The 12,139-nt window shown below is 61.0% G+C and carries 12 protein-coding genes and 1 tRNA gene; 8 read left to right on the forward strand and 5 right to left on the reverse strand.

All coding sequences use genetic code 11. The annotated features are described in order from the left end of the window. The first annotated feature begins 26 nt into the window (after window positions 1–26). Together dnaQ and EDY99_RS01125 are read left to right on the forward strand one after the other, a co-directional pair. Entirely contained in the window at window positions 27–770 is a 744-nt protein-coding gene (dnaQ, locus tag EDY99_RS01120; protein WP_033641945.1) for a DNA polymerase III subunit epsilon, read from the forward strand. A gap of 144 nt (window positions 771–914) precedes the next feature. Next, a tRNA-Asp gene (locus EDY99_RS01125) sits at window positions 915–991 on the forward strand. A 105-nt stretch (window positions 992–1,096) separates the two neighbouring features. Here the strand turns inward: EDY99_RS01125 and EDY99_RS01130 are convergent. Next, on the reverse strand, window positions 1,097–3,337 hold the full coding sequence (locus EDY99_RS01130) for a TonB-dependent siderophore receptor (protein WP_046688270.1): 2,241 nt from the start codon (window positions 3,335–3,337) through the stop codon (window positions 1,097–1,099). Between the two features lie 229 nt (window positions 3,338–3,566). Between EDY99_RS01130 and EDY99_RS01135 the strand changes: the two genes are divergently transcribed. Then, the gene (locus EDY99_RS01135; protein ID WP_047572593.1) at window positions 3,567–4,445 is read left to right on the forward strand and encodes a siderophore-interacting protein; all 879 of its coding nucleotides are present in this window, start codon (window positions 3,567–3,569) and stop codon (window positions 4,443–4,445) included. A 48-nt stretch (window positions 4,446–4,493) separates the two neighbouring features. Here EDY99_RS01135 and hpxZ read toward each other — a convergent pair whose 3' ends face one another. The 4 genes from hpxZ to EDY99_RS01155 are packed head-to-tail and all read right to left on the reverse strand — an operon-like array spanning window position 4,494 to window position 8,080. Then, on the reverse strand, window positions 4,494–4,883 hold the full coding sequence (hpxZ, locus tag EDY99_RS01140) for an oxalurate catabolism protein HpxZ (protein ID WP_033641948.1): 390 nt from the start codon (window positions 4,881–4,883) through the stop codon (window positions 4,494–4,496). 3 nt (window positions 4,884–4,886) lie between these two features. Next, complete coding sequence (locus EDY99_RS01145; protein ID WP_033650999.1) at window positions 4,887–6,281, reverse strand: AtzE family amidohydrolase; 1,395 nt, start codon at window positions 6,279–6,281, stop codon at window positions 4,887–4,889. Then, window positions 6,278–6,469: an oxalurate catabolism protein HpxX gene (gene hpxX, locus EDY99_RS01150; RefSeq protein WP_033651000.1), complete on the reverse strand. Its 192-nt coding sequence runs from the start codon at window positions 6,467–6,469 to the stop codon at window positions 6,278–6,280. Before hpxX ends, EDY99_RS01145 begins: the two co-directional genes overlap by 4 nt. A gap of 24 nt (window positions 6,470–6,493) precedes the next feature. Continuing rightward, window positions 6,494–8,080, reverse strand: coding sequence for a gamma-glutamyltransferase family protein (locus tag EDY99_RS01155; protein ID WP_103101617.1), 1,587 nt, complete (start codon window positions 8,078–8,080; stop codon window positions 6,494–6,496). Between the two features lie 142 nt (window positions 8,081–8,222). Between EDY99_RS01155 and EDY99_RS01160 the strand changes: the two genes are divergently transcribed. The 5 genes from EDY99_RS01160 to EDY99_RS01180 all read left to right on the forward strand — a co-directional run bounded on the left by EDY99_RS01160 (window position 8,223) and on the right by EDY99_RS01180 (window position 12,128). Next, window positions 8,223–9,062, forward strand: a complete 840-nt coding sequence (locus EDY99_RS01160) for a MurR/RpiR family transcriptional regulator (RefSeq protein WP_033644199.1) — start codon at window positions 8,223–8,225, stop codon at window positions 9,060–9,062. A 216-nt stretch (window positions 9,063–9,278) separates the two neighbouring features. Then, a complete protein-coding gene (locus EDY99_RS01165) occupies window positions 9,279–10,070 on the forward strand; it encodes a transporter substrate-binding domain-containing protein (protein WP_033641952.1) in 792 nt (263 codons plus the stop codon). 12 nt (window positions 10,071–10,082) lie between these two features. After that, window positions 10,083–10,748, forward strand: coding sequence for an amino acid ABC transporter permease (locus EDY99_RS01170; RefSeq protein WP_033634112.1), 666 nt, complete (start codon window positions 10,083–10,085; stop codon window positions 10,746–10,748). Next, window positions 10,748–11,404 (forward strand): amino acid ABC transporter permease, encoded by a 657-nt coding sequence (locus EDY99_RS01175; RefSeq protein ID WP_033641953.1) that lies wholly within the window; start codon window positions 10,748–10,750, stop codon window positions 11,402–11,404. The genes EDY99_RS01170 and EDY99_RS01175 overlap by 1 nt, the downstream gene beginning before the upstream one ends. Beyond that, complete coding sequence (locus EDY99_RS01180) at window positions 11,385–12,128, forward strand: amino acid ABC transporter ATP-binding protein (protein ID WP_033641954.1); 744 nt, start codon at window positions 11,385–11,387, stop codon at window positions 12,126–12,128. Before EDY99_RS01175 ends, EDY99_RS01180 begins: the two co-directional genes overlap by 20 nt. Window positions 12,129–12,139: the final 11 nt, after the last annotated feature.

Genomic DNA, 12,139 nt, shown 5'->3' on the forward strand with positions numbered 1-12,139 from the left:
TAAACGAGCGCTGTGAGCACTGCAATATGATCTCTACAACCACCAGACAGATTGTCCTCGATACCGAAACCACCGGTATGAACAAGCTTGGGGTGCACTACGAAGGGCACCGCATCATCGAAATCGGTGCGGTGGAAGTGATTAACCGCCGCCTGACCGGGCGCAACTTCCACGTATACATCAAGCCGGATCGGCTGGTGGATCCGGAAGCGTACGGCGTACACGGCATCAGCGACGACTTCCTGGCCGACAAACCGACCTTCGATCAGGTTGCCGACGAATTCCTCGACTTTATCCGCGGCGGCGAGCTGGTGATCCATAACGCGGCGTTCGATATCGGCTTTATGGATCACGAATTCCGCATGCTGCAGCAGGGGATCCCGAAGACCGAGACCTTCTGCACCATCACCGACAGCCTGATGATGGCGCGCCGCCTGTTCCCGGGCAAGCGCAACAACCTCGATGCCTTGTGCAGCCGCTATGAGATAGACAACAGCAAGCGTACGCTGCACGGCGCATTGCTCGATGCCGAGATCCTGGCGGAAGTCTATCTGGCGATGACCGGCGGTCAGACGTCGATAGCGTTCCAAATGGAAGGCGACACCCAGCAAAACGATGCCGCGCAAGAAATACAGCGTATCGTCCGCCCGGCTACGGCGATGAAAGTGGTCTACGCCAGCGACGAAGAAATAAAGGCGCACGAGGCGCGTCTGGATCTGGTGGCGAAGAAGGGCGGCAGCTGCCTGTGGCGCGGGGCGCCGGCGGAATAACGGCGTTTTTGCACGAAAAAAACGCACTGGGCAACCCTTCGTTGAAAAACTGTGCAAACGGTTCATTTGCGGAGAAAAAGGCGTTGACGGAACCGAGAGGCGTCCGTAATATGCGCCTCGTTCCCCCGCAAGAGGGAATGGCGCGGAGCGGTAGTTCAGTTGGTTAGAATACCTGCCTGTCACGCAGGGGGTCGCGGGTTCGAGCCCCGTCCGTTCCGCCACTATTCAGAAGCCCTGAGTTAGCGATAACTCAGGGCTTCGTCGTTTCCGCTCTCGGCAAAACGGTGCGGCCCAGGGAACGGGGCCGGCAGACCGGCCCCTTATCCTCAGAACAACACCGAGTAATTCAAACCGAAGGTGCGTCCGCGGCCTTTATAGCTGTACAGCTCAGGTGAGCCGTAGGTCGGGCTGTACAGGATCGGCGCGCGTTGGCCCCAAACGGTGGTGTACTCCTTATCCAACAGGTTTTCCACGCTGAAGCTGATTTTCCCCACCGGCAGGGCATAGCTGCCGAGGAAATCGAGGGTGTTGTAGCCATCTATTTTGCGGCCTTGGGTGGAGTTGGCCTTGGTATAATCGCCGTCGTCCGACACGTCGAAGGTTTGCTGCGACTGCAAGCGCAGATTCCAGTCGCCCGGCGCCCAGCCGACGTAAGCGGTGACTTTCGATGGGCTGGCGGTATCGACCACCAGCTTCTTCCATTCGCCGTTGACCTTGGTTTCAGAACGAATGAAGTTGAAGTTGGTGCCGGCGCTCCAGTCGCTGTCTTCGAAGAAGTAGTCCACCGCACCTTCCAGCCCATATATGCGCCGCTTGTCCGCATTGACGTTAATGGTCATGTCGGTTTTGTTGATGGCGATGCTCTTGTCGGACAACGAGTAGTAGGCGGCGATTTGCGTGCGCAGGTTATCGCCGGTATAGCGCCAGCCCAGCTCGTAGGCGTTGACTTTGATGCCTTCCAGCTTGGAATCGCCGACGTTGACGCTCTTCAGCAACTGGTAATGTCCGCCGTTCAACGCGTAGGTGCCGTTGCCGTAATACTTGCCCGGATCCGGGATCTCGAAGCCCTGAGAGAAGTTGAACCAGGTTTGCTGACGCTCGGTCAAGTGCGCCAACAGACCGGCGTTGAACAGCGCATTGTTGTAGTCGGTTTTCCCTCCCGGGATGGCGTCGGCGGAGGCGGCGACGCCGGTGGCGATCGCCTGCTGCTGGTTATAGCCGACGAAGTCGTCGATCTTGTTTTCGGTGTACTGGTAACGCACGCCGCCGCTCAGGGTGAAGATGGGATTGATGTCGTAACTGGCCTGCAGGAACGACGCCAGGTTGCTGGTGGTATAGCTCGGGTAGCGGCCGGTGCCGTAAGCGTTCTCCAGCGTCATGCCGCCGGACTGTTGGGCCTTCGCCAGGTTGAAGAACTGCTGGTTGGCGTTGAAGCTTTCATGCTCGGCGTCGATGCCGTAAGTCAGCGTCAGCGCGTCGACAGGTTTGCTGTTTAACGTCAGTTTGCCGCCGTAAAAATCGGTTTTTTGCTGCGAAGCGCCAATGCTGCTGACGTAATAGTTCGGCGCTTTACCCGCCAGCGTTGGGAACGGATAGAAGGTCAACGTTTCGTCGCGGTAGTAGACCTGCGCCACCAGATCCTGGCCGAGGAAATCGGTGTTGGAATATTGCAGGTTGATCAGGTGGCGCTCGGTGCCGGGGATGCGATCGGAGTTTAAGTTACCGCTGTTGTACGCCTTGGCATTGCCGGTCACCGCCGCGAAGTTTTCCCCCAGAAACAGGCCGTGATCGCCGTCGGACTGGCTTTTGTAGTATTGGGTGGTCAGCTGCAGCTGTTGATGATCGTCGATGTTGAGGGTGCCGGTGCCCATCACATCGAGGCGATTGGAATACTGCAGGCCGGTTTGAGTATTGTCGATCAGCACCTCGTTGCCTTTGCCGTCGTACCAGCCGCCGTAACGCTGGTAAGAAACGGACAGCCGCCCCGAGGCGTTGTCGTTGCCGCCGCTGACCGCCGCCGCCACGTTCTCGTCGTGATCGTTATGGCCGCCGAAGCCGGTTTTGCCGCCGACCTGCAATTCGACCTGCTGCTCTTTCTGTCCTTTCTTGGTCACGATATTGATCAGGCCGCCGGTGCTGCCGCCGCCGTACAGTGCGGTCGCGCCGGAAATCACCTCAATATGGTCGATATTGAACGGGTCGATCGAATCCAACTGGCGGCTGTCGCTGCGCGACGAGTTCAGGCGTACGCCGTCGATCATCACCATCATCGAACGGCCGCGCATATTCATGCCATAGTTGGTGCGGCCCTGGCCGCTGACGTCCATGCCGGGGATCAGCTGAGCCAACATGTCCTTGATCTCTTTGCCGCCCTGGACCTGCTGTTCGATCTCCTGACTTTCGATCACCCATGTCGTCTGCGCCATTTCCGCCGCGCTGCGGTGCGAACGGCTGGCGGAGACGACCACCTGCTCTTCGCTGCCGTTTTTCTGATCTTCTGCCCAGGCCGCCGGCGCAAGCAACGCCAGCAGACATGGGTTTAATACCCAAAGAGGTTTGCGTTTCATCGTTATTTCCCAGGTGATATTGTCGTTACGTTGTTTTTTGAGAATGCTTCTTTTATCAATAACGTTTCTTGTTATCAATAAAATCATGATATGATTTTTTGCTATGCATTAACGTAATTAATTAGTTTTATTAACATTTATCCGCTGCGCGATCGCGCGGCCACGCCGCCAACACGGCAGCCGATCGGTCATACGTAAAAGCGACAGCCGTTGCCGGAGAGTCGAGAACATGTCCGCCAGCTACAGAATTTTTGATATCACCCTGAAAAGCAAAACGCTGATTTCGCCCTCGCTGCTGCGCTGCGTGTTTGAAGGTGCGGATGTTCATCGCATGAAGCTGGAAGCGCCTGACCAGCGCATCAAACTGCTGTTCCCGGCGGCGGACGGCAAGATCACGCCGTTGGCCAACGGCCCGGACTGGTACGGCGATTACATGGCGCTCCCCAAAGAACAGCGTCCGGTAATGCGCACCTATACGCTGCGTGCGCTGCGCCGCGAGCAGAATCAGATGGACGTCGAGTTCGTGCTGCATGGCGTGAACGGCCCGGCTTCAGCCTGGGCGACCCATGCCGAACCCGGAGACACGATTCAAACGGTCGCCCCCAACGGTGACTTCGACGGCGACAGCGGCGGTTACGAATGGGCGCCGCCGGCGCAGTTGCAACAGGCGTTGCTGATCGCCGATGAGACGGCGGTGCCGGCGGCGATGGCGATTCTGGAACAGCTGGCGCTGCAGGCCAATCCGCCGCGGGTGCAGGCGTTTTTCGAGGTGCCGGTGGCGGCGGATTGCCTGGATTTGGCGCATTTCCCGTTCGCCGACGTTTATTGGCTGCCGCGTGACGTCGGCCGCCAGCTGGTGCACGGCACGCTGCTGGTGGAAGCGGTGCGCCAGCGGGTGGATATCCCCGCATCGGCCTGTGCGCAAGCGCAGTCCCTGGCGGAAAGCAGCCTGAGCGATGAGGTGTTGTGGGAGCGGGCGGCCGGCAGCAACGCTTTCTATGCCTGGGTGGCGGCCGAATCTTCCGCGGTGAAAACGCTGCGGCGTTACCTGATTGGCGAACGCGATCTGGATCGCTCCACCGTCAACTTCATGGCCTATTGGTGCTGAGTCGGCCGCCGCCGTGCGCCTCCATCATGGGCTCTACCGCCTGGAGGCCTAAGGCGCGTCGAGCAGGCTGACGTGCGCCGCTACGATGCGCCAGCCACAGGGCAGCTTGACCCAGGTTTGCATTTGCCGCCCCCTGCGGTTGCTGCCCGGCCGATGAAATTCCGTGCTGGCCACCGCCATATCTTCACCAAAAGTCGTGATTTGGGTGTTTTCCAACAGCCGCTCCAGTCCGTTGGCCGGGCGCCGTTGACGAAAATCGCGGATTTCGTCGATACCGTAGAGGCTTTCGGTGGCGCCATAGCGCACCGTGCGCGCGTCGTGCCAGAACAACTCGTCCAGCACATCGATGTCATTGCTGATTAACGCCTGCTCATAGCGGTAAAAGGCGGCGTTGACCTCCGCCAGCACCGCCGGCCGATCGATATGTTCACTGTTCATTGATTACTCCTGTTTGCAGACGCAAGTGGCGATGCCGGCGCATTCCAGCGCATAGGCGGCGCGCAGCGCCAAATCTTCGCGCCACGGCGGGGCGATCAGTTGCAGGCCGATCGGCAGACCGGATGCGCTTTTCAAAGGAACCGTCACGACCGGCAGGCCAAGGAAGGAAATCGGCTGCGTCAGCATGCCCATACTGGCGCGGATCGGCAGATCGACGCCGTTGATGCGCATCGTTTCCTGGCCGATCGGCGTGGCGCTGCACGGCGTCGCCGGGGCGATCAAAATGTCCCAGTGCTTGAACAGCGGCGCGGCTTGCCGGCGAAACGCGTGACGAAAGCGCTGTGCCTGCAAATACCAGGTGGCGGGGAGCATGGCGCCGGCCAGCAGTCGTTCTCGCGACAGTGGCTCGAAGCGTTCGGGTTGGCTGCGCAACTGCGGCAGATAGCGATGGCCGCCCTCTGAGGCGCTGAGGATAAAGGCCGCCGATCGGGCCAGCTCGGCCTGCGGCAGCTCGACTTCGGCGCTGGCTGCCAGCGCTTGCGCCACCTGGTTGACTGCGGCTTTGGCGTCATCATTGCACCATTGCAGGAAATAGCCGCCTAACACGGCGCAGCGCAGGTTCTGGCTGCCCTGTGCCAGCAACGCTTCGGTGCGGGAAATCGGCCGATCGCTCTGGAACGGATCCTCGGCGTCGATGCCCTGCATCGCGTCATACACCGTCGCGAGATCGTGCACCCGGCGGGCGAACGGGCCGATGTGATCCAGGCTGTCGACAAACGGCTGGCTGCCGCTGCGCGAAAGACGGCCGAAGGTCGGTTTCAGACCATAAATGCCGCACAGCGAGGCGGGCACGCGTATTGAGCCATTGGTGTCGCTGCCGAGCGAAAAGGTCACCAGGCCGGCTGCCACCGCTGCGGCCGAGCCGCCCGAAGAGCCGCCGGCGATGCGCCCGAGGTCATGTGGGTTTCGGGTGGCGCCGTAATGGCTGTTCTCGGTGGTGAAACCGTAGGCGTAGGCGTCCATGTTCAACATGCCGCAAAGCAACGCGCCTTGATCCGCCAGCCGGGAGACGCCCCAGGCGTCGCGGCCGGCCGGTGGCCGATCGCTGAACAGGCGGGCGCCGGCCAGCGTGTTTTCACCGGCGACGTCGAACAGATTTTTTACCGCATAGGGAATGCCGGCCAAAGCGGGCAGCGTTTGCCCAAGCGCGCGCGAACGGTCAAGGCGATCGGCTTCTTTTTGCATGCGTTCCCGGGTGATGTGCGTAAAGGCGTTCAGCGCGGGATTCTGACGGTCGATGTGATCGAGCGTATGCCGGACGATCTCGCGCGCCGAGAGCGCGCCGCGTTCAAGGGCCGTACGGATCTCGGCGAGCGACAGGGCGCTTAAGGGATTCATGGGCGATATACCCCCGCGATTTCCTGGCGCGGATCCAGCGGGAAGGCCATCAGCGGTTCGGCCAGCGCGGCGATGCGTTCGATCTGTTTCAACAGTTCCCGGCGGCGGACATCGTCCAGTTCCACGGCCAGCACGGTTTCCATCTGGTGGATATAGGCCGCCCAATCGGCGGCGTGTTGATTGTTCATAAGCGATCCCGATAAATAAGAGAGTCAGAAGCCGGCGGCGCTGCCGTTGCTTCGCGGATCGAAAGCGCCTTCGAACATGCCGTTGGTGTGGCGTACGACGGCGCCGGCATGGCCGACCGTTTCGCTGAACGCCGGCAGCAGTTCAACGGCGTGGCCGCGCTGTCGCAGATAGTCGAGGGTCGCCGCGTTAAAGCGCCCCTCAAGCTTCAATGAGTCCGAACTTTCGCCCCAGGTTCGCCCCAGCAGCCAGCGCGGCGCGCTGATCGCCTGCTGCAGCGGCAGCCCTTGCACCACGTGCCGCACGAACAACGCCGCTTGAGTCTGCGGCTGGCCGTCACCGCCCATCGAGCCGTAGATCAGCGTGCGTCCGTCATACAGCCGGGCGGCGGCCGGGTTCAGCGTATGGAACGGCTGCTTGCCCGGCGCCAGCGCCAGCAGATGATCGGCGTCCAGGCTGAAAGAGGCGCCGCGGTTTTGCCACAGGACGCCGCTGTTCGGCAGTACCATGCCGCTGCCGAATTCGTGGTAGATGCTCTGAATGAAGGAGACCGCCAGCCCGCTGCTGTCCATCACCCCCATCCAGACCGTATCGCCGGGTCCTTTGCCCTGGCCCCAGTCGGCCGCTTTTTGGCCGTCGATGCGCCCGGCCAGCCTATCCAAATGGTCGGCCGCCAGCAGCGCCTGCGGATCCTGCGTCATGTGGCGCGGATCGGTGATGAAACGGTCGCGCAGATCGAACGCCAGCTTGGTGGCCTCGACCACGGCGTGCACCACGGCGCCTTCGCTCTGTCCGACCAGCGGCAGACGGTCGGTCAGCCCGAGGATGGCAAGCGACACCAGCCCTTGGGTCGGGGGAGCCAGATTGAATATTTCACCTTTTTGGTGTTCCAGGCGCAGCGGAGGACGGCGGCATGGCCGATAACTCGCCAGATCATGAGCGGTGAGCGGCATGCCCAACATCGCCATGTCCGCCGCCATGCTTTCAGCCAGCGGCCCGCGATAAAAACTGTCGAGCCCGTCCTCACTCAGTGCGATCAGCGTATCGGCCAGCTGCGGTTGGCAGAATCGTTGGCCGGCAAGCGGGATCTTTCCCTGCGGCAGGTAAATGCGGGCGAAGGGGGCGAACTCCTCCAGCTCGTGGCGTTTGCTGCGCGTCGCCGCCTCTTGGGAGGCGGTGACCGGAATGCCGTCGGCGGCGTAGCGTATGGCGTCGGCGAGCAACCGCGACAGCGGCAGCGGCGTTTCGCCCAGTTCGGCCGAATAGGCCAACGCCTCCTGCCAGCCGCCGACGGTGCCGGCCACGGTCAACGCCGCTTTTGGGCCGCGCTGCGGGATGCGGTTTTCTCCGGCGTACAGCGTCGGCGTCGCCAGCGAGCCGGCGGCGCCGCTGGCGTCGATGGTCAGCGGCTCGCCCTGCGGCGGCACGATCAGCCAGAAACCGTCACCGCCGATGCCGTTCATGTGCGGATAGACCACGGCGATGGTCGCGGCGGCGGCCACCATCGCCTCAATGGCGTTGCCGCCTTCGCGCAGCACCGCCAGCGCGCTTTCGCTGGCGAGATGGTGTGGCGTGACCGCCATGCCCTGTGGCGCGGTATTGCTGTTAATCATGTTTCTGCCCTTGTCTGAGGTGAGCGTTCGGGTAACAGAAGCAAGAGGCGTTCCACTTTTAATCAGGACGATTAATTGCTTGTCAGAGAGGGGCCGGGGCGTGCTATGTTCCGGTGAAACAAAAGTTACAGCGAGAGTGATGATGCAGCCCTTCGATGAACGCCTGCGCAACGAATATCCGCAATTGGCGCCGCAGGAACAGCGCGTCGCCGACTTTATCCTCGATCATTTCGATGACCTGATCAGTTACAACAGCGCCGAGTTGGCGCGCTTGAGCGGGGTTTCTAAAGCCACGGTCAGCAGGCTGTTCAAGCGGTTGGGGTATCGCAGCTACAAGGACATGCGCGCTGAGCTGCGCACCCTGCGCCAGAGCGGCATGCCGGTGACCGACGAGAGGCATGCGGTGCAGGGCAATACGCTGCTGGCGCGGCATTACAAGCAGGAAATGGCTAACCTCTCGCACTGGGTGAGCCATCTCGATGTGGAGCAATTCGGCGCGGTGATCGCCGCGTTGGCGCGGGCGCGGCGGGTCGCGCTGCTGGGATTTCGCAACAGCTATCCGATAGCCATGCATCTGCGTCAGCAGCTGATGCAGGTGCGGGAGCGGGTGCTGCTGATGCCGCAGCCCGGCCAGACGCTGGCGGAGGAGCTGGTGGATCTCGCGCCGCAGGATATGGCGGTGGTGGTGGCGTTTCGGCGCCGGCCGCGTCAGCTCAAGGCGATACTGACGCAACTGCAAACTCGCCGGGTGCCGACGCTGTTGATCTGCGAACCGCAGGCGCAGTCGCTGATCCCGCTGGCGGACTGGCATTTGGCCGCTTCGCTGGACAGCGTCTCCGCCTTCGACAGCTATTCAGCCGCCATGAGCTTATGTAACCTGCTCAGCAACGCCCTGCTGCATGAGATGTTGGAGCAGGGGCGATCGCGTATTCATCATATTGCCGGTCTGTATCAGGATTTGGACGAACTGGAACCGCGCTAACCGGCGCTTTTTTGGTGCTGATGCACACTTTTAGTGCGGCTCTGGCCTGCCTGCTTTCCCTTTCTCCGTCGCCGGCCCGCTGAGGTCGGCAGGTTTTTTCTCGTTAATCAGCGCCAGTTAAGGCATGGGTTCGACGTATTTTCGATTGGCACATTAGTTGCAGAGCTTGTGGTGTAAGAATCTTTTGTTTCATCTTTTCACCATCGGGGATACGCTATGAACATCAAAAAAACGCTGTGGACGGTTTTCACTGGGATCGCCTTGCTGGCGCAGGCCGCGCCGACCATGGCGGATCAATTGCAAGAGATCCGGCAGCGCGGCGTCCTGCGCGTGGCGGTGCCGCAGGATTTCCCGCCATTCGGCTCGGTGGGCACCGATCTGCAGCCCCAGGGTTATGACATCGATATGGCGCGTTATCTGGCCGATAAGATGAAACTTAAGTTGCAGTTGGTGCCGGTCACCAGCGCCAACCGGGTGCCTTATCTGCAGACTAATAAAGTGGATCTGGTGATCTCCAGCCTGGGCAAAAATCCGGAGCGTGAAAAGACCATCGCCTTCAGCCGCGCCTATGCGCCGTTCTTCCTGGGGGTCTTTGGTCCTAAAGACGGCGCGTTGGCGGACATGGCGCAGCTCGATGGCAAGACCGTCGGCGTCACGCGCGGTGCGGTGGAGGATATGGTGCTGAGCGACGGCGCGCCTAAAGGGGCGCAGATCAAGCGTTATGAGGATAACAACACGACGCTGTCGGCCTATCTCTCCGGGCAGGTGCAGTACATCGCCACCGGTAACATGGTGGTGAGCGCCCTGGCGCGCCAGAATCCGGGCAAGGCGCCGGCCGCCAAGTTCATGTTGAAAGATTCGCCGTGCTTCGTGGGGTTGCGCCAGGGAGAACCGGCCTTGAAAGCGGCGGTGGATGCGCTGATTGGACAGGCGCTGGCGGACAAGACGCTGAATGGCCTGTCGGAGAAATGGTTGAAGGCGCCGCTGCCCGATGGTTTTGGCGCATAACGGGAGCGGCGGATGACCTATCAGCTGAATTTCTCCGCGCTCTGGCCCTACATGCCTGAGCTGTTGGCGGGGTTACTGACGACGATGGCGCTGACGGCGCTGGCGACGTTGATGGGGGTTGCGCTGGGCATTTGCGGCGCGGCGATCCGCAGCGGCCGGGCCGGCGCGCTGAGCCGCCTCTGGGGCGTTTACGTCGAAGTGGTGCGCAACACGCCGTTCGTCGTGCAGTTGTTCTTCATCGTGTTCGGCCTGCCGAGCCTGGGCTGGAAACTGACGGCCGGGCAGGCGGCGCTGCTGGCGATGGTGATCAACCTTGGCGCCTACAGCACCGAAATTATTCGCGCCGGCATTCAGGTCACGCCGAAGGGGCAGTGGGAAGCGGGACGCGTGTTGGGGCTCAGCCGCAGCCAGACCTTTTTACGCATCGTACTGCCGCCGTCGCTGCAGCGTATTTATCCGGCGTTGGTGAGCCAGTGCATCATCGTGATGCTGGGATCCTCGGTGGTGTCGCAGGTCTCATTCGAAGAGCTGACCTTCGCCGCCAACCTGATCCAGTCGCGCACCTTCCTCAGCTTTGAAGTCTATCTGGTGACGGCGCTGCTTTATCTGTTGTTGTCGCTGTTGATGCGTCAACTGTTACTGGCCGCCGGGCGGCGTTTTTTAGGGAGCCGGAACTGATGCTGACGTTTACCGATTGGGACATCGTGCGCAATCTGCTGTTGGCGGCTCGCTGGACGCTGCTGCTGTCGTTGACGGCGTTCTTCGGCGGCACGCTGGTGGCGCTGCCGCTGGTGTTGATGCGCCTGAGCAAGCGCCGCTGGGCAATGCGTTTTGTCCGCGTTTACGCTGAACTGTTTCAGGGCACGCCGCTGCTGATGCAGCTGTTTTTGGCGTTTTTCGGTCTGGCGCTGTTCGGCGTCGACGTCAGCCCATGGACCGCGGCCGCACTGGCGCTGACGCTATTCACCAGCGCTTTTCTGGTGGATATCTGGTCCGGCAGCATCGCCGCTTTGCCGAAAGGTCAGTGGGAGGCAGCCCGTTGTCTCGGGCTGAGTTTCACGCAGACGCTGATGCGCGTCATCACGCCGCAGGCGGTGCGTATCGCCATTGCGCCGACCGTCGGTTTCTCGGTTCAGGTGATCAAGGGCACCGCCTTGGCGTCGATCATTGGCTTCGTCGAGCTGACCAAGGCCGGCACCATGCTGAACAATGTGACTTATCAGCCCTTCAAAGTGTTTGGTCTGGTCGCGTTGGGCTATTTCCTGATGTGCTATCCCTTGTCGCGTTACAGCCATTATCTGGAGAAGAAATGCCATGCCGATCATCACCATTAATCAGGTTCAAAAATATTACGGTCAGAATCATGTGTTGAAGGGCGTGGATCTGGATATCGACATGGGGCAGGTGGTGTCGATCATCGGCCGCAGCGGGTCTGGTAAAAGCACGCTATTGCGCTGCATCAACGGGCTGGAAGGGTATCAGGAAGGGAGCATCAAACTGGGCGGCATGACCATCACCGATCGCGATTCGCAGGCGCGTGAAATCAGCCGCTCGATTGGCATGGTGTTTCAGAACTTCAACCTGTTCCCGCATATGACGGCGCTGGAAAACGTGATGCTGGCGCCGCGCCGGGTGCTGAAAAAAAGCGCTGCCGAGTGCCGCGAGTTGGCCGAACAGATGCTGAACAAGGTGGGATTGGGTGAGCGCATGCATTACGCGCCGGCCAACCTTTCCGGCGGGCAACAGCAGCGGGTGGCGATCGCCCGGGCGCTGGCGATGAAACCGAAGGTGTTGCTGTGCGATGAGATCACCTCGGCGCTGGATCCCGAGCTGGTGGGTGAAGTCCTGAAGGTGCTGGAACAGTTGGCGCGAGAGGGCATGACGCTGATTCTGGTCACTCATGAAATGAGCTTCGCCCGCGAGGTGGGCGACCGGGTGGTATTTATGCACCAGGGCAAGGTGTGGGAGCAGGGAAATAGCCGCACGCTGTTCGCCAATCCGCAAACGCAGGAATTGAAACAGTTTATCGCTTCTGTGCGCGGGTTGTCAGAAGCCTGATTTCGGCAAAT

Source organism: Serratia sp. LS-1, from assembly GCF_003719595.1.
Lineage (GTDB): Bacteria > Pseudomonadota > Gammaproteobacteria > Enterobacterales > Enterobacteriaceae > Serratia > Serratia ureilytica.